Origin of the sequence: Mesorhizobium sp. M0040, from assembly GCF_040323505.1 — a bacterium.
Taxonomy (GTDB): domain Bacteria; phylum Pseudomonadota; class Alphaproteobacteria; order Rhizobiales; family Rhizobiaceae; genus Mesorhizobium.
Genome location: NZ_JAMYVA010000008.1, coordinates 1 through 18,071, shown reverse-complemented (window position 1 = coordinate 18,071; position 18,071 = coordinate 1). Strand labels below are relative to the sequence as shown.

The 18,071-nt window shown below is 59.7% G+C and carries 14 protein-coding genes; 4 read left to right on the top strand and 10 right to left on the bottom strand.

Annotation, left to right across the window (positions count from 1 at the left end):
• Positions 1–34: 34 nt before the first annotated feature.
• From NKJ91_RS09485 to NKJ91_RS09450, 8 genes are all read right to left on the bottom strand, one after another.
• Positions 35–1,612: a lipopolysaccharide biosynthesis protein gene (locus NKJ91_RS09485; RefSeq protein WP_023675614.1), complete on the bottom strand. Its 1,578-nt coding sequence runs from the start codon at positions 1,610–1,612 to the stop codon at positions 35–37.
• Complete coding sequence (locus tag NKJ91_RS09480) at positions 1,609–3,825, bottom strand: GumC family protein (protein WP_352455321.1); 2,217 nt, start codon at positions 3,823–3,825, stop codon at positions 1,609–1,611. The genes NKJ91_RS09485 and NKJ91_RS09480 overlap by 4 nt, the downstream gene beginning before the upstream one ends.
• A 1-nt stretch (position 3,826) precedes the next feature.
• Positions 3,827–5,824, bottom strand: coding sequence for an asparagine synthase (glutamine-hydrolyzing) (gene asnB, locus NKJ91_RS09475; protein ID WP_352455320.1), 1,998 nt, complete (start codon positions 5,822–5,824; stop codon positions 3,827–3,829).
• A gap of 4 nt (positions 5,825–5,828) precedes the next feature.
• Positions 5,829–7,085 carry an O-antigen ligase family protein gene (locus NKJ91_RS09470; RefSeq protein WP_352449683.1) on the bottom strand — a complete coding sequence of 419 codons (1,257 nt, stop codon included), beginning with the start codon at positions 7,083–7,085 and terminating at the stop codon, positions 5,829–5,831.
• A complete protein-coding gene (locus tag NKJ91_RS09465; RefSeq protein WP_352455319.1) occupies positions 7,082–8,305 on the bottom strand; it encodes a glycosyltransferase family 4 protein in 1,224 nt (407 codons plus the stop codon). Before NKJ91_RS09465 ends, NKJ91_RS09470 begins: the two co-directional genes overlap by 4 nt.
• A gap of 338 nt (positions 8,306–8,643) precedes the next feature.
• Entirely contained in the window at positions 8,644–8,877 is a 234-nt protein-coding gene (locus NKJ91_RS09460) for a Trm112 family protein (protein ID WP_023675609.1), read from the bottom strand.
• Between the two features lie 292 nt (positions 8,878–9,169).
• Positions 9,170–10,453, bottom strand: coding sequence for a hypothetical protein (locus tag NKJ91_RS09455; RefSeq protein WP_352455318.1), 1,284 nt, complete (start codon positions 10,451–10,453; stop codon positions 9,170–9,172).
• Between the two features lie 89 nt (positions 10,454–10,542).
• On the bottom strand, positions 10,543–11,253 hold the full coding sequence (locus NKJ91_RS09450) for an AAA family ATPase (protein WP_352455317.1): 711 nt from the start codon (positions 11,251–11,253) through the stop codon (positions 10,543–10,545).
• Between the two features lie 425 nt (positions 11,254–11,678).
• Here NKJ91_RS09450 and NKJ91_RS09445 point away from each other — a divergent pair, with 425 nt between their 5' ends.
• The 3 genes from NKJ91_RS09445 (at position 11,679) to NKJ91_RS09435 (ending at position 16,279) form a co-directional block, all read left to right on the top strand.
• Entirely contained in the window at positions 11,679–12,500 is an 822-nt protein-coding gene (locus tag NKJ91_RS09445; RefSeq protein ID WP_352455316.1) for a class I SAM-dependent methyltransferase, read from the top strand.
• A gap of 94 nt (positions 12,501–12,594) precedes the next feature.
• A complete protein-coding gene (locus tag NKJ91_RS09440) occupies positions 12,595–13,704 on the top strand; it encodes an acyltransferase family protein (protein WP_352455315.1) in 1,110 nt (369 codons plus the stop codon).
• Positions 13,705–14,368: 664 nt separating this feature from the next.
• A complete protein-coding gene (locus NKJ91_RS09435) occupies positions 14,369–16,279 on the top strand; it encodes a calcium-binding protein (protein ID WP_352455314.1) in 1,911 nt (636 codons plus the stop codon).
• A gap of 160 nt (positions 16,280–16,439) precedes the next feature.
• Here NKJ91_RS09435 and NKJ91_RS09430 read toward each other — a convergent pair whose 3' ends face one another.
• Together NKJ91_RS09430 and NKJ91_RS09425 are read right to left on the bottom strand one after the other, a co-directional pair.
• Positions 16,440–17,423 (bottom strand): aldo/keto reductase, encoded by a 984-nt coding sequence (locus NKJ91_RS09430; protein WP_352455313.1) that lies wholly within the window; start codon positions 17,421–17,423, stop codon positions 16,440–16,442.
• Positions 17,424–17,433: 10 nt separating this feature from the next.
• Positions 17,434–17,589 carry a YjiS-like domain-containing protein gene (locus NKJ91_RS09425; protein WP_156937304.1) on the bottom strand — a complete coding sequence of 52 codons (156 nt, stop codon included), beginning with the start codon at positions 17,587–17,589 and terminating at the stop codon, positions 17,434–17,436.
• 157 nt (positions 17,590–17,746) lie between these two features.
• Here NKJ91_RS09425 and NKJ91_RS09420 point away from each other — a divergent pair.
• Positions 17,747–18,071, top strand: a 325-nt coding sequence (locus NKJ91_RS09420) for a LysR family transcriptional regulator (RefSeq protein ID WP_352455312.1), incomplete at its 3' end; no start/stop codon positions are given.

Below are 18,071 nucleotides of genomic sequence, written 5' to 3'. Positions count from 1 at the left end.
ATGCCGTGGCGTATCGGGGCGCGACGGTGTCAAATCAGCGCAGGAACCAATGTCGCCGCTGGCCTTCGACTGCGTGCGTTCTGAACGATGTTAGCGCAAAGATCAGCCCAGGGATAATTTTCAGCCGTTTGCTGATGTAGATCGACATCGCCACATTCCAAATCGCCAACGCAAGCGCGAGGCCCACTGCGGCGCCCGGCGCGCCGTAGAGCGCAATTCCTGTGGCACAGCCTATGATACTGGCCGCAGCGCCGACGATCATGGTTGCGGCTGCCGCCCATTCGTTTCCGGTCATCATCAAGAGGAGCATCTGGGGTCCGCACAGCGCGACAAAGACATATCCGAGAATGAGTATCCGCGCGACGGGTGCCGCGGTACTGAAATCCCCGCCGAACCAGCTCAACAGAGGTTCAATAATCGCAAGCATCGGGATGGCCATCGTTAAAGCCCCACCAGAGGAAAGTAGGGCGGCCCGTGAAAACAGCTGCTGCAGAGCCAGCCGATCGCCTCGGGCATGAAGGGCGGCCGCTGTCGGCGCAAACATCGTAGAGACGGCAACCAAGGAAAGGCTCACAAGCAAGGCGACGTTCAATCCCAATGCGAAAATGCCTGCTTCGCGAATGTGATGCGTCCAGCCCAGCACCATGACTCCGGCCCGGCTGATGAAAACATCGAGCCCAGCCATGAGCATCATTGGCGGAACCGCGGACCACCATTCCCGCGACTCGTCGCCTGGCTGAACCTGCCGCAAGCCAGGCGGCTGAAATTTTGTCGCCATGACGAACACCAGGCCGACCGTGATGGCTGAACTTGCCAGCACCGCCTGCATCACCAAGGGTGCGTTGGGGGTCCATGATCCGGATAAGCCCGCCATTCCCAGCAACGTCAACAAGAGGCCGTCGCGCACTATGCGTTCCGGCAGGAGGGCCGAGACACCGCCGCCGAAAGCACGAACAAGTGTTGCGCCCAAAGCGTAGGCCGTGACCAAAGGCACTGCTGCCATGCCTAGCAGCTGGCTGATTTGAAGCTCCTTGTGAGAAGGATCTGAAAAGAAAAAGATCAAGGCGGCGCCAACGATGCCGAATAGTGTCGCCGCCGCCAGCGACCTCTGCAGAGCAAACCTGATTACGCCGTGTACCAGGTCAAGCCGCCCTTTGGCACTGTAGGCGGAGACGAAACGCAACAAGGATACGTGGAAACCAAGCGTTGCAAGATAGGCAAGCACCGAGGTCCAGGCCAGAACATAGGAGTAGATGCCATAGCTGGTGGAGCCAACGATGCGCGCAATCAATAACTGCGCCAAGCTGGTCAAGCCCGCACCCCCGATATAGACCAAAAGAGCGAAGATGCTGGCATAGCCGAGACCCCGGCCCGTGTCCTCCTTGTGCGGCAAAACCATATTCGTTGGAGCAACGGAGGCCGCAGGGAAGCGGGCGAGCTTCGGATCGCTGAAATCGTCGATGTCTTTTGCGCCGGCGTCGCGCATTTCATCGCCTTGATCGCCTTTGGCCGCGGACCCTGCTCCGGACTGCGAGATCGTCGATATTATCTTCCGCTCGACAGGTCGAATGCCGTGGCGGTCGTTACGCGGAATCCCGCATGTGACATTCATGATGTTCTCTCGAGCAAGAGATCCGCGCTGTCCCCAAACCGGTAGCCGGCGTGTTTCCTAAGATTGACCTGCGTGAGAACGCTGCCTACGGGGACCTGAGCCGTCTCGTCCTCCGTCAGCAACTGCAGAACACCACGCGCGATGCTGCGACGCGTCCTGGCCCAGCGAACAGCAAAAAGAACTGCGTCAGCCCAGCCCGTCAGTAGCCTGGCCTCAGGTCCTCCAAGTCCCAGCGGTCCATTTATGATGACGATGCTGTACATCGAGCGCAGCTCATCTGTGACCAGGGACCCGTCGATCATGGACAGTTGCGGCAGCAGATCCTCTGATGGTGCGAGTGCCATGAAGTCGATTCCAATTTCAGGCATTCCCGTGACCGCGTCGTGCAGCGGACAACGGTCGCTCATATAGTCTCCAAAGGATTTATGCGGCTTGAACGCACCGAATTCGTTCAGAAACTCGTTCGTGAGGCGGGCGCCCGTGCCATCAAGATCGAGAAAAAGCACTCGTCCCCCAAGTCGGGTAGCTGCCAAGGCGAGGCTCCATGCGAGCTCGGTCTTGCCATCATGCCGGACGCTGGACGTGACGAGGATGACGTGCGACGCACGGCCTCTCGCTTTGTTGAGAGCCACGGTGACAAGGAGAGAAGTGACGGCTCGGCTGTAGCTGCAGTTTTGCTGGCCGAGAACCAGCTGCTGTAGTCGTTTCGCGTGTATTGTGGGCGCTTCCGGTATCAGCCCCAGGCACGGAACCCTGAGCGCGGCTTCAGCTTCGGCCCCGCCGCGCAAGGTCTGATTGAGACGGCTGCGGACCAAGACGAAGACCCCGCCAATGAGGCCAAACACGATCATGCCGGGCGGAATAAGAAAGATGGGCGGCAGGGTTTTTGGATTCGTTGGCGGCCATGCCGCTGAAAGGATCGAGACCCCGGGCAAGGGAGTTGCGATGCGCTGCACCAGATCCTGTTGTTGGGTGAGAAGCTGGTTGTATCGCTGCGTCAGGATGCTGACCTGCGGCTCGAGCGCACGCAAGCCGGAAAGCCGGCCGGCTGTGTCGGCCACCACCGCATCGAGCACATTCTTACGGCCCTCCAGAGCAGCGATCTGGGCACGGTAGATGTTCCCCTCCGCCGCAATGCGAGCAGTGCCTTGTTCGATCTCGCCGTTGATCGCAGTGCTAAGGCCCACATCCGCATTGTCGTTGGCTTGGCGGGCCGCCATGTCGGCCAATACCGGAGACCCGATCGCTTCGGCGAGCGCCGCCACCGATGCTCCTTCCTCTCGCAAAGCCTCGATGTGCTGAAGGCGAGATTCCGTCGCTGAGAGATCCGCTTTCGACAAGGATATCTGCTGACTAAGTTCGGCTGTCTCCTTGGCAGCGTTATCCGCCGCACCCTGATCGACCGCGCCATGGCTCAGTCGATACTTTTCCAGGCGGTCGGTCGCTTTCGCCAGGTCGCTTTGTACGACCGGCAGGCTGGCGACGATCGAGGCGAGTTCCAGCCGGTCTGACGCCCTGCGCTTCTGTGCGAGATCGTCGATGTATACTTGGACGAACGTATTGGCCACCAGGGCGGCTCGCGCCGGATCGTCGTCTGTGAAGCCGACGGTGATCACCCTTGATCTCAGTTCCTGTCCAACCCTCATGCCCTTGCGCAATGCCTTGAGTTCGGCTGCATCGGCCGCCTCCGGCCCGCCCTGCGGCCAAATCCTTTCCAGCAGACCAGCTGCGAAGGTGCGTATGTTCTGCAGGTTGCCGCCTACCGGGGCGGCGCGGGAATTTCCGACATCACCTTGCTCAGCAATGTTGCCGATCTTTGTCTCGCGTAGGGCTGCCACCAGGCGACGCAGATGCCCCTGCGAAGAGAGCATGGTTAAGTGGTCATCAATGCTCGCATCCAGCATCTCCTGAGCAGAATCCGCACCTCCGGGAGCCGCGTTCCTGCCAGGAGCATCGACAATCACCTGTGCGGTCGCCTCGAACAGGACAGGACGCACAAAACCCGCAAGCCCAGCCAACACTCCGCCCAAAATCACCATTGCAAGCAGGAACCATTTTCTCCTCGCGATGGTAATGAGGAGTTGATGGAAGGGGGTCTGCGCGTCGACCTGTTCGCGCAGGAATGGCCTCATGCGCGGATTGATCTCGCGCGTCGGCACGTGCATTTCAGTGGCGCGCGGAAGGTGAATTCGGCTGACTATGGAACCTTCCATCTCATACTCCTGTCGGTTCGAGCGCTGTGGACATGCCCGTTGCCGGCCCGGCGGACCGCCCGGCCTCGTTGCGCCAGGCCTGGAACATCAACGCGGGCCACAAATCGCGAGAATGATCCTGTCTTCCGTCAAGATGGTCGCGCCAGCAGGTTTCGACCTTCGCAAAGTCGAAGATCCCATCTCCGGAGAGGCGTATATCGGCGACTAGATCGCTGGCCCAGATGCGCAACGGGCCGCTCAGCCAGACTGCTATGGGAACATCGAAACCCTGCTTCGGCCGGTCGATCAGCCGTTGCGGAACATAGCGGCTAAGCAGCTGACGAAGAAGCCACTTGCCTTTGCCATTACGGACCTTCGCATGTGCCGGCAGCCGCCAGGCGAATTCGACAACCCGATGGTCGAGAAGCGGGCACCGGCCTTCGAGGCTATTGGCCATGCTGGCGCGGTCCAACTTCACCAATATATCGTCGGGCAGGTAACCGGCCATGTCGTCGTACAAGAGACGGGACAGCAGGCCATCAAGCCGGGGGGACCCTTGAATTGATGTGGGCGGCGTGTGGAGTGCGAGGCTCCCGGTCGATGCTCCGGTCAGCCGTCGATGCAATTCGTCCTCATCTGGCGCAGCGAGCAGCCGAGCGAGGCGATGCAGCCGGTCGCTCCGCAGCGCGTGCCGTCCACTCGCCGAAAGCGGCAGCTTGCCGACGAAATCGTGACGCGCTGCACGGGCCAGCAATCCGACCCCTGCAGCAAGCGCGTGACGCAGCGGCGACGGCAGCGCATGCTGTCGTTTCAACCGCGCAGCCATGAAATGACGGGCGTAACCGGCGAAGCATTCATCGCCACCGTCGCCTGATAGGGCCACCGTAACGTGCTGGCGAGCGAGCCGCGCCACGAGCAAAGTCGGTATCTGCGATTCATCGGCGAACGGCTCATCCCAGATCCGCGGCAGTTCCGGAATGACTTCACGCGCAGCGGCTGCTGAAAGGTGGAGTTCAGTATGATCGGTGCCCAGGTGCCGCGCGACCTCCGCCGCGTGGGGAGCCTCATCAAACCCGCCTTCTCCGAAAGCGATCGTGAATGTGCGCACCGGTTTTGGCGATTGGGCCTGCATCAGCGCCACAACCGTGGAGCTGTCGAGGCCACCAGACAGAAAGGCACCCAGCGGCACATCGGCTATCATGCGTTCCCGGACGGCAAGTCGAAGCAGGTCGTCGAGTCCATCGGTCAGTTCTTCGTCGGTACCGGCGATTGGATTCTGTCGACCGTTCGCGGCGACTTCAGGCAGCGACCACCAGTGTCGGGCGCGTTGCGAAAGGGATGCGGCGCTGCGCGCCTCGGCAAAATCCGCCGCCGTCACAGACAGGACCGAGCCCGGAGGTAGCTTGAACACGCCTCGCCAGATGCAACAGTTACCCGGTACCCATCCCTTCGAAAGCATTGTCGCGGCCGCGTCGAGATCGAGCTCCTGACAGAAACCTGGAAAACGATGGATTGCCTTCAACTCGGAGGCAAAAACGAGCGCATCGCGCGTTGCAGCAACATAGAGCGGCTTCTTGCCCATTCGGTCGCGGGCGAGATGGAGGGTCCTGGTCTTTAGATCCCACAAGCCAAATGCGAACATGCCAGCGAGGCGCGTGAGTGCGGTGTCGAGACCCCAGCTCTCGATTGCGCACAGCATCACTTCCGTATCGCTGGCGCCACGGAACCGATGGCCAGCGTCTTCAAGCTCGCGGCGCAGATCGCGGAAATTGTAGATCTCGCCGTTGAAGGTAATGGCATATCGGCCACTTGCCGAATGCATCGGCTGGCGTCCTGCTTCCGATAGGTCGACTATAGCCAAACGCCTGTGGCCGAAGGCAATGCCGGCTTCGCGATTGATCCAGAAGCCTTCGCCATCAGGCCCACGATGACGAAGGGCCGTCGTCATCTGGCCGATTGCCCTGAGCGGCTTGATGTTGGCGGCATCGGGTGCAAGGAGAATTCCGGTAATCCCACACATGCCATCACCTCAGGTCGCTAGAGGTTGCCGAAATCGTTCGCGGCGTTCCGGCAACAAGGCAAATGGTAAGCGCAAACCACACGATTGGGTGGCGGATGATCAGATGTGGCATTCCGAAGATGACGATCGACACCACCAGCACGAACAGGGCATCGAGCTTCGCACGCCATGCGCATAAAGCCGCCGCGCCGACAATCCAGGCCAGGGCCAGGACCGCAACCAAACCACCTTGAGTGTACAGATCGAGAATCGTGTTGTGAGCCTCGAAAGGCCGGGGCAGAAATTGGCTGTAGGAAATGGGCGGGCGCTCCAGATGCGGGCCAGGACCAAGGCCCAGGGATCCTGACGTTAGGCCCTTGCCCAATGCATCTCCCCAGAGATGGATTCGAAGTGCAGCGGTTTCGGCGGTCGCTTCGCCGCCCTTGTCCTTGGTAAGACTCAAGGCGAACTGTTCGACGCTGCCCACCTCCGTGACGATGTAAGGCGTCATCGACATGGCCAACGGAAGGAAGCCAATCATCAGCAGGAGGGTAACTTGCCGGGACAGGCTGACCTTGCCGTCACCGGCTGCGAGCCATGTCCGAACCCGCAGCCCAAGAAATATCAGGCCGACCAGGACCGTCGTGTAAAGATAGGTATCACTCTTCGTCAGCCTTCCGACATAGATGGTCAGGATAAGGCTGCTGAGCCCGGCCAACCTCGCCCACGGCTTGCTTGTAGTCGTCGCAAGATGCAAGGCGAGCGGACCAAGGAGTGCGCAATAGAGCGCGAGCTGGTTGGGGTTCTCGGACCAGCCTCGGAAGCGATCCCAGTACCAGGGATCGACGCCGGATTGGTGGATCCAACCCCATCCAAGTGCCAGCTGAACAATAAAGCATGCATTCGCAATAGCGACCACCCACCAGGCAGCACTGCGCAGACGGCGATCCGCGTCGGGCTCTGCGGCGGCCAGGCAGGTGACGCAGATCAGCAGCAGGTAGGCTACCATATCGTGCATCACCACCGACAGATACAGTACCGTGGTCAGGTAGCCAACGATGGTGCCAATACCCAGAGCGAGCGTGATGATCAGCCAGAAGCCCGCAACACGGATCAGGGCGGGCCTGACTACCAAGTGACCGCCGGCGAGCACCCGCCCGATCGACAGCATGATCCAAAGCGCGAGAAACAATTCGCCATAGCCGTAGGGCAAGCCCGGAACTGAGAGCTGCGCCGCATACGACATGGCCACGCCGCAGGCCAGGATCGCGTCCCGGATCATCGGCGCGCTCCACCCGATCCGCGGTTTGCAGCAGGCTCTTCAAGCAACACCGGCGATGCCGGTCGAGCGAAGCCGCCCTGGGATTTGGCACTAAGGACATTGTCGTAGAGATCGCAATATTGCTCGACCACCCAGGGCAGCGAGAACTGCGTCCGGACGAGCTCGACAGAGCGAGCGCCCATGGTCCGTCCTTTCCGGCGGTCGGACAGGACCTCTATAATTCGAGAGGCAAGGCCGTTCGCATCGTGCGGGGGGACGAGATGGCCGTTCCATCCGTCCTCGACCACCTCATTGCAACCAGGCATCATCGAGGCGACGATAGGCAATCCCGCGAGCCCTGCCTCCAGCAAGACGCGCGGAATCCCTTCTCGGTATTGTGTTGGAAAGGCGAACAGATCGGCCATGCCAAGAAGGGCAGGAACGTCGCGTCGTGGACCCAAGGCGATGACATGCGGCACATGTCGATCGATCTCAGCCTTGTCCACTGCAAATGGGCCCTCGGATTCCAATGGGCCGACAAGCACGAAACGGGCATTGGGCCTTTCCGACAGGATGCGAGGGACTGCCTTGAGGAGTGTCGGGATGCCTTTCTGGCGTGTTAGCCGGCCGACAAAAATTACGATCTCGGCGGATTGGAGCCCAAGCTCTTCGCGCATTTTCATCGCCGACGGGGCAAGATGCCTTGCCATGGCGAACGCATCGACGTCGATTCCAGAACTGCGGATCACTCGTTCGCTGCCGCGTCCGATCAGTCGGTAGCGTTCAAAGAATGCCTGATCGTCCCGATTCTGGAACACCGTAGCCGCCGTCCATAACGACGAAAGCCATTGCAGTCCGCAAAAGATTGGGCGCAGGGCAAGGGCGCGCGGTTCCAGGGACGAGAACGTCCAGCCCAGACCGTTAATAGTGCGCACGACTGGAACGCTTCCGCGCACCGCAAGTGGCGTCACCAGGTTGGGCTTGGTGTCGAAGCTTTGGATAATGTCCGGCCGGAGTTCCGCCATCAGCTTTCGAATGGTTCTGATGGCGGCCCATTCTCCGCTGCTGCTGGAAAATCGGTCGAAACCGTAGCTGCGATGCGGAATGCCATGCCGCAGGAATGCGGCTTCACCGCCGCTCGACACCGCAGTAACACGGAATCCCTTCTCTCGCAGCGACATCAAGAACGGAATTCGCAGGGCATGATCCTCGCCTCCGACACACACCAGATGCGGATTCATCCTGCGTCTCCTGACCGTTCGCTGTAGCCCGATCGCGCGAAGTGGCCGGCCCTTGAATTTGCTTTCATGGTGTTGGTTTCGCTACCCATCTCGCCCAAGGTCACGGTAGGGGCAGGTCTTGCCACTGTCCTCGTCTGTTTAAATGACGCAAACCCTGTCCCGGCAGCGGGCCGCCGTACCCAGCCGGTTCAGGTCGCCGCGCGTTGCATCAAAGAGGTCGGCACTGCCCGGGTGCCGAGCGCAGAGTGGTCCGCAGACAAACGGCTCGCGCTCCGCGGCACACTTTCCTGTCATTGCTGGCTATCGTCGGAAAGCCGCCTGCTTTAGCGCGGTTCCCATCATCGTCTGGATGCGCGAAGTTTGACCACGCGGGAGGTGATCGTCCGTGCCTCCGAGGCTAGCAGGATTGGAATGCCGTCGCGAACCGGATAGGCAAGTCCTGCGCTCTTCGAAACGAGTTCATCGCGATCCGAATCCCAGGCAAGTGAGCCCTTGGTCATTGGGCATACCAACCATTCTAACAACTCAGGGTTGAAAGAGGCATTCTCTTCGGCTCGCTTATCCGTATCCATCTGCTATTCCTTTCTCGGCCGTGACATCAACAGTGAGCTCCGGCGCGAGCGCCCTTGGCGATACAAGCCGTCACCCGACGTCATCGCTGTAATTCGTAGGATTCCGGCAAGGCTCATAAGCCTTGCAAACTGCACAATCACGCTAGGTGCAGGCTTGGCCACTGTCGTCGTCCGTTTGAATGAATCGACATCGAACGGAGCCGTATGGCGGCGAAGTTGAACGTGAGGCGTTAAAAGCGTGAATGGAGCAAGCACGATCGGCGATATCGCCATAGGCGACCGGAAGGTTTCGTTATTGAAGACCGCTCGCGGCTAATGCTCTCGAGCCGGTGTCTGATCCTTCCGGCCAGTCAATACGGGCGACGAAATCGTAAACCGGCCCGCCGGGTACTCCCCAATTGCTTGACCAGATCACCTGTGAACCGTCCGGGGACGGCGAGGCGTGGGTCTCACTCCAGTAGTCGAATGGAACGTTCTTCGTCTGCACAATGCGCCGGACCTCTCCGCTGCCGTCGATGCGCAACGCGATGACTTCCCGCGCATACGGCGCCCAAGCCGGATATTTCGATACTTCGTCCGGATTGCCCGAATAGGTAAGGAACACCCAACCGGGCCTGTCCAGCGACCTGAGCGATGCATGCTGTGCTTCACCATATCTCATGAGCGAGGTGACTTTCCCATCTGACAGCCTTCGCTTGATCACCTGGTATATGTCTGGATCGGACTTACTGATCCCCACATAGATTTCGCTGCCGTCGGCATCGACGGTCATGTCGCCATGGCCAGGCCGATGATGCTCAGTCCATTTCTGGCGCAGAACGCCGTCAACAGAAAAGATGAACGTCTGTTCAGTGTCGTCTTTCAGGTTCTGAATGCATAAGATGTTGACGCCCAGCGGCGAGATTGAGCAGGCGCCGTTGGCTCCGACAAGCTCTGCGAGATCGATTTCCGGAAATTTCCGCCGCTGTCTGAGATCGTAGGCAAAGACGACCGCTTTGCCGTCCCGGCGAACCGCGCGTACGGCAATACGGCTGCCATCACGGCTTGGATTACCTTTGTATGGCCCGAACTGGAGATTGCTACTGTCAGCCGAAACAAACAGGACCTCCTCATGATTGGTGCGTGGCGCCCAGGTCGAGATTTTCCGACCACCGACGCAGATCATCAGGTCGGGATCGTGAGGATGCCATTCGCATTCGGTCGATCGATCACGGCGAAAAAGCGGGGCGTAGGTGCGCCCATCCAGGAAGCATAAGCCGCCGCAGCCGTTGCTGATGACAAGAAGGCTCTGATCCGAATTCCAGGCCTGGGCGCTCGAATAGCGGTGGCTGCAATATTTGCTCCCGCATGCGATGCCGGCGCCGAGGATTCCGGGTTTGGTTATTCGGGTGAAAGGTGTGCCAAATGCCGCATCCTTCGCGGTGTGCAGGTAATCCGGCAGGTCCATGGCTACCGGCGCGACGAACTTTGTCGATGCGACGTCCTCTCCACTCACCGCTCCGTGGATAACTATGGATATCGCGCTGACAGCAGCTAACGTCAACGCCAAGGCAGTCTGGTAGCGAGAAAAGCGCATGTCATGTCAACTCGCGCGGTTCCTTTTCAATAATTCGATTTTCCATATTATTGGATATCTTCTTGTCGACGCTTCAAAACCGCATCTCTCTAAGCTTCAACTCTTTTAAATTTCGCCCGCGCCGCGCCGAACTTGTCGATTACTCCACGCGCTATCATTTCTGTGGCGGCTGTGAGCCCGTTCGAATCTAAACTTTCGACGCAAGTTGTTGGCACGGGAAACGATCCAAGTTGTTCCCCAATGAGATTAACGTGGTCAATATGATCAAGACTGCTCTGCAGATCGACTTCGAGGAACTTCTGAATGATACCGAGGTTACGCCGGCGTTCCTTCAGACGGACCTCTAGAATTTCCCTTGGCGCCTGCAATCGGACAAGCAGATCCGGTTTGGGTAGAAGCTCGAGCGCGCGCGACACCCTTTCACGATCCGTTATGCCGCTGAACAAAACCAGTGAACATACGAATTGCACCATACCCTGGTCAAAAATTGAGATCGTGTCATTGGACGCTATTGCCGCGCGCCAAGCTTGAAGAAGAGCTTCAAGATGCCAGTTCAGGCGAGCCGCCCACAGCTCATTCTTGGGTGGAAGAATCTTAAGCACTTCTGCACCGAGAGAACGCTGTCCGATCCACTTTGAATGCAAGCCGGAGACCAGTTTGAAGGCGGCCCTTCTAACCGGATGTCGGCGGTCACCGGTCTGCAAAACAACACAGTAGCCCTGAGCTCGCAAAACGTGCACCAGCTCGGACGCTAACGTCGTCTTACCAGCACCGGACGGCCCAAATAGCTCCAAGATCATCTTTCAATCCAGACTGAGGGAAGCCTACTGGCAGTGACGTCATGTCCATTTGCTGAAGCGAACGCCCATCTCTTCCTGGGATGTCTAGCCGACGAGCCAGGAATCCGCGCCATCCGTATGAATGACGGTGTGGTCACGTTAGGATATCGACGGACGCCAAAATCGTGAACGGAAGGAGTGCGTTTCGGTGACTATCCTTCCGGATTGCCTACCGTCCGTTTACCGTTCCGTCTCCGAAAGGGGTGTGCAGTAGCCCTATTCCCCAGCACACTTCCGCGCGGGCGCGGCAGTCATGAGTTCGGCATGTCTCATCCGTTCGAGGGATGCGAGACACCCAGCCTTCTGGAAACCTTCTCTGTGATGGACGCAGCCAACTGGCCGTTTATCCCCTCTATCGCCAATAGGGCAGCTTGGTCGGCTATCCAATGAACGTGTCGGACAAAAATCTTCGATCTCATCTGCAGGAGAAATCGTATGAAAGCAGGCATATGAGCGAGAACCTCGAGCCACATCAGACGGCAGCGGCAAATACGGCTATACCTGCCAATTACAACGCCAAGGTCGCGGCAGTCGCGGCCTATGAGCTCCCGACAAAACAGAGATATCAAGATCCGAGTTTTGCGAGCTGGTACCTGAACGGCTATGCAGGCCGGTTGAAGCTGTCCACCGTTGCGTCATACGTCATTGCGCGACGGGAGCAACGCTGCATCGCCAAGGCGCTGGAGAGGTGCAGCCCGCCTCCATCTCAGGTGCTCGATATCCCATGCGGAACCGGGAAGCTGGCCGGCGTGCTGGGCCAGCATAATTGTCGGGTGCTGGCTGCAGACATTTCAATGGAAATGATGGCCTTGGCTAGATCAGCATATGAAGGTCAATCCGGATTTCGGGGATTCATCCGATGTGACGTGACGCAGCTGCCGTTCGCCGACGAAAGCTTTGATACGGTGGTCTGCCTTCGCCTCATTCACCTTATCCCGCCACATCTCAGGCGCGACATTATCATTGAGCTCGCGCGCGTTGCCAGCCGTCGCCTGATCGTATCCTACGGCCTTGGCACCCGCCTCCAGAGAATACGGCTAAGGCTGCGGAAGATGATCACCGGAAGGATGTCGGCGCCTCATCCCGTCAATCTCACCGTTGCACGACAGGATTTCGCGGCGGCGGGGCTCAAGCTGGTACGCTCTTTTAGCGTCCTGCGGTTCCTGTCCTGCGAGCAGCTGTTCGTACTTGAGAAGGTAAAGGCTTGACCTGCCGCCGGTTTGCAGTCTTCGCGTTAGCACTGGTATTGCGGATCAGGCCGCTGATGGTTGTCAAGAGCTGAAACGGCTGCGGGAGGTAGCTGTGGAACCGGCAGGCAAGGCCATTCCGGCGCGCATGGCATCACTCGACCTGCTGCGCCTGGCTGCAGCCCTCGCGGTCGTGCTCTTTCACTATCTTTTTGGCGGCGCGATCGCGGGCAATCTCGACGTGGAATATCCTGCCGCAGCACCTTACGCCATCTACGGCTATCTCGGCGTCAATCTGTTTTTCCTGATCAGCGGTTTCGTCATCGCGTGGTCGGCCGAAGGTCGAACCTGGCAGGAATTCGCGGTCGCCCGCTTCGCCCGGCTTTATCCCGGATTCCTCGTCTGCATGACCGCGACGTTTGTTGTTCTCGTCGTCGCCAAAGATCAGCGTTTTCCAACCGATGTTCCAACCTATGTAGCCAATCTTTCCATGTTCGCCCGCCTCTTCGGCAGGCCGTCCATGGATGGCGTCTACTGGTCGATCATGCTCGAGATCCTGTTCTACGGCTGGGTTGCAGTGCTGATCTTTGCCGGCGCCTTTCAGCGCTGGAAAATACCCATCGCGGCCATCTGGCTCGCAATTTCGGCAACCAACGAGTTCTTCTTTGGGAACCCGGTGATACGCATTCTCTTCATTACAAACTATGCGCCTTTGTTTGCCGCCGGCATCCTCGCGGAAGACATCGTTGCAAGGGGCCGTTCACCGGCTGCGTTCCTGTTTCTTGCCGTCGCGTTCCTGGTGTCTTGCCAGACCGCAATGTTCTCTCATAACTGGATGCAGGAGCACTTTGGCGCAGCCATTTCGTATCCTGCTCTCTTCACCGCCAACATGGTGGTCTACGGAGTCTTCGCTGGCGCGATATTGCTCCGCTCCGTGATTGCTCCATCCAAGGCTATCATGATGCTCGGAGGGTTGACTTATCCGCTGTATCTTTTGCACCAGTATATCGGCTACATTTCGCTTAACGCGCTGGCGCCTCATGTCGGCAAGAACGCCGCATTCTTCGTCGTGTTGGCCGGGGTCCTCCTTGCCTCTTTTATCGTCTGGCGCTTCATCGAGACGCCGGTACGCAAGCCGCTCGTCCGCGCCCTGGTGTCTGGGATATATCGCCTTGCACCAGCCTCGCGGCCAATCCGGCCAACCTCTTCCGCGCGAACATCATGATCAGGAGCTTTCGGCGGATGCCGCAGAAGATGTTTGAGTCCAACCGTCGCCTCGCGGAAAAGGCAACTGGGTAGCCCACGACGCCTGCGCAAGCGAATACATGATTTGTGGGTCAATCCGCAGGCGAGCAGCAGGCCGGCGATCAGGCGAGACAGCACCGGGGTTCCTTCCAAGCCGCCGATGTTGCACGGCACCGCTGTTGCGGCAATGCCGGCTGCGCGGCGCATTCGCATTTCGGAGAAGCGCCGTCTAGATCGGCAGCTTCGTCGATTGCGTCACATTTTGTTCTTGCTTTGTGCCGGCAGCTATGCTAGTAATTTGGCTATGGTGCAGATTCGCACTGACGGCCCGCCGCTAGGCGGGTTTTGTTTTTGGTCTGGTTTTCAGATTTCCCGGCCATCCCGCGTCGGACGGCTTCTCGGTCGCGACATTCGAGCCAAGCTCCACACGGTCGGATCAAGTCAGCCGAGTCTTATCCCGAATAGAACGATCCTTGCCTGGTCGTCGATACCGTTGCGGAAACGAGTTCGAAGGGAGCGCTCCTCCAAGGCTCAATCCTACTTCAAACCCTCAATCTTTCTGTCAAAGGGTGTCGGTATGTGATTTGGCGCTAATATACGTCGTCTGTAAGTAGGCGCGGTCGAAACAGAAAAAGGAATATTGGATGACAACTCTGCATTACACGTCAGGTGGATCGGGCACGGAAATTGCGCAAGCCGGATTCAATCTGGCCGACGTTTCATCTGTTGACCAACTCAATGCGCTGCCGGACGGTATGAAGGGCTTGGTCTACCTCAACGAAACCGACGGAGCGACGTCGTCCTTTATCGACAAGATCACGCCTTTCATCGGCAATCCGAAGCTGTTCGGATTCTTCCTGGTCGACGAGCCGGATCCCACCGGGCAATGGGGCACCTACGCCTCCGCCGCGAATCTGAAGGCGGAATCCGACTGGATTCACGCCAATGTGCCGGACGCCAAGACCTACATCACGATGATGAGCTTGGGGACGTCCGCGAATCCGGATTTTTCGAACACGTACAATCCCGCCAATACCGGTATCGATTACTACGGCGTGGATGTCTATCCTGTCCGCACGGATGGCGCGGTCGACTATAACATGATCGACAAATTCGTCGCTGCCGCTCAGGCATCGGGCATCCCGACGAGCAAGATCATTCCAGGCTACCAGACGTTTGGCGGTGGCGACTATAACACCGACATGGGTGGCAAATATGTCGTGCCCACCGCCGCCCAGATGGAAACCATGATGGACCACTGGGCCAAGCTGGTTCCGTCACCCGCCTTCGAGTACGCGTACGCCTGGGGTTCACAGCGAGGCGACACCGCGCTTGAGAGCTCCCCGGAACTGCAGGCCGTTTTCCGGCAACACAATCTCAGCACCGCCGGGACTGCTCCTTCCGAAGCTGCGGCCACCGATCCCATTTCTACGGCGACGGTCCCTTCCGAGGCCACCACCGGCGATAGCACCTCGACTGTCACCGCCCCTTCCGAAGCCACCTCCAGCGGCGGCACCTCGACCGCCACCGCCCCTTCCGAAGCCACCTCCAGCGGCAGCACCTCGACCGCCACCGCCCCGGCCGAAGCCACCTCCAGCGGCGGCACCTCGACCGCCACCGCCCCTTCCGAAGCCACCACCGGCGATAGCAATCATGGCAAGACCACGCTTTCGCATCTCCTCGCCGGCAACGGCGGTTCGACTACTACCGCCGCCTCCGGCGCTACCGCCAGCGATGGCAGTCATGGCAAGATCGCGCTATCGCACCTCCTCGCCAGCGACGGCAGTTCGACTACTACCGCCGCCTCCGGCGCTACCACCAGCGATGGCAGTCATGGCAAGACCGCGCTGTCGCCCCTCCTCGCCAGCGACGGCAGTTCGACTGATACCGCCGCCTCCGGCGCTATCACCAGCGATGGCAGCCATAGCAAGACCGCGCTTTCTCACCTCCTCGCTAGCGACGGCAGTTCGACTGCTACCGCCGCCTCCGGTGCCACCACCAGCGATGGCAGTCATGACAAGACCGCGCTTTCTCACCTCCTCGCCAGCGATGGCAGTTCGACTGACACCACCCACGATAATGCCGGCGGCAAGGTAAGCGAGGGCAGCAGCGTTGACCGCATATTGGCCTCGTTGAGCCATTCTCTTTCGGCCGGCTCGGAACTTCTCCCGACCAACGATCCATCCGACAAGACGGCAACCAGCCTGATCCGCCACGGGTTCGCGCAAACCGTCCAGCCCGATGAAAGTGTCGGCGCCCAGGCAAAAAACGGCGCCGCCGCCGAGATCATGTCTGGCCACGGAGGCAACGATGCCTTCGACTTCAGCAAGCTTCAGGACAAGCTCCACCTCGATCAAGCCGCTCTTACCGAGCTTAAGTCGGGCGGGCTTTCATTGCATGCTTCCCCTGCTGGTACGGCCACGGATGATGGTTCCCACCACATCATCTTTGACAGCTCAACCGGGTCGCTCTCTCTCGACAGCGACGCGGTCGGCGGCGCAGCTCAAGCGCAGCTCGCTACCCATCTCCCGTTGCAGCATCACTCTTTGATCTGAAAACCGGAGCGGCGGACCTTCAACTCGAGCGTGTCCGCCGCTCCGTCCGTGTTCAATTGCGCCACGGAAGCTTGACTAAGAAAAATGCGATATCGGCAGACATCAGAGAGATCGAAGTTGGTCGCATTATCGCCAATGCGAATTCCGGATTCACCACACCCTACGCAGTCTCGGCAATTTTCAGCACTGCGTCGATCTCGGCCATCACCGTTGCCGGCAGCGGCCCTTTCTCCAGCGCACCGAGATTGTCCTCGACCTGCTCGGGCCGCGTGAAGCCGGGAACCGGCAAGGCGATTGCCGACTTGGCGAGTATCCAGCCGAGCGCGCCTTGCGCAAGCGTGCGTCCGCCCGAGGTGAGCAGGTCGCGGCTTGCCGAGAGCCTTGACAGATAGTGCGGGTTGGCGGCGCCATCCCTGAAAAACACCATCCATTCGGCATTCCCGCCGCGCACATCGTTGGTGGGCAGCCGCATGGCCGGCGTGTATTTGCCGGTGAGCAGCCCCATTGCCAGCGGCAGCCGGCTGAACGAGACGAGGTTCTCGCGCGCCGCAACGGCCATCAGCTCGTTCGCCGGGGTAAACACATTGAAGTCGTTCTCTACGGCGACGAACCCTTCGCGCGGCGCGTAGGCGGCAAGCCGTTCGCGGTGATCGGTGCTCCAGCCGAAGCCGCCGATCTTGCCCTCCTGGCGCAACAGGCCGAGCGTATCGAACACCTCGCCGGCGCGCTCGATCGGATACTCGTTGATATGTAGCAGCACGACGTCGATACAATCCCGCTGCAGGCGCTGCCGCGAATTGTCGATCGATGTCCGGATTGCCGCGGCAGAGGCATCCTCGGGTGCGATCTTACGCGTTTCGGGATCGCCGAAATAGCCGACCTTGGTGACGATGACGGCTTCGTCCTTACCCCTCAACGCCCGCCCGAGGATCAGTTCGGCATTGCCGGCGCCGTAGGCGGCAGCCGTGTCGAACACCCGCGCGCCGATCTCATAAGCCATCGCCAGCGCGGCTTGCGACCTGATATCGTCGACCTCGCCATAGATTGTCGCCGTGTCACGCCAACGCGCGGGGCCACCCGCCGCCCAGGTGCCGATGCCGATGCGCGGTACCGAGCGGCCACCCCAAAGCATCATCATCTGCATGCCCGGCTCCTCAACGACGCAAGCTGGCGTGGCGGGCACGCTCGCGGATCTCTTCGCGAGAAATGCCGGCATCCGCCAGTGTGCTGTCCCGGGCCTGCCTCAAGCTCGCAAGCGTCTGGCGATAGGCAATCCAGCGGGCGAAACGGTATCGAAGTTCATCCAACATGATCGTCTCCTTTGGCACGCAGAATGCCCGCCCGGGTTGGTCGAAAGCGCAAAGCCTCTGCGCGAATCGCATGCGCGATCGAAAGGGCTGCGCTCGCTTCTTGGCCAGCCGAGGCGCTTGTCCCTGTCCCGCCAGGCAGGATTGTCCAACGCCTCCAATGCCTGCATACTTGCGCACGATGCCCGCTTTGCGCTACAGCCACGGTCGCAAGGAGTTTTTCATTTCTGCAAAAATGGATATCGGCTGGGACGATCTGAGGTTGTTTCTCGACGTTGCGCGGCTGGGTGGCTTGAGCGCAGCGACGGGAACCACGCGCCGCAGCGCAGCCACCCTTGGACGACGCGTCACCGCGCTCGAAAAGCAGATCGGCGAACCTCTGTTCGTGCGCCAGCAGACCGGCTACCGGCTGACCCCGGTCGGCGAGGAACTGCTGCGGCGCGCCGAAGACGTCGAGGCGGCAATGCAGTCGCTGACCCGCTGGC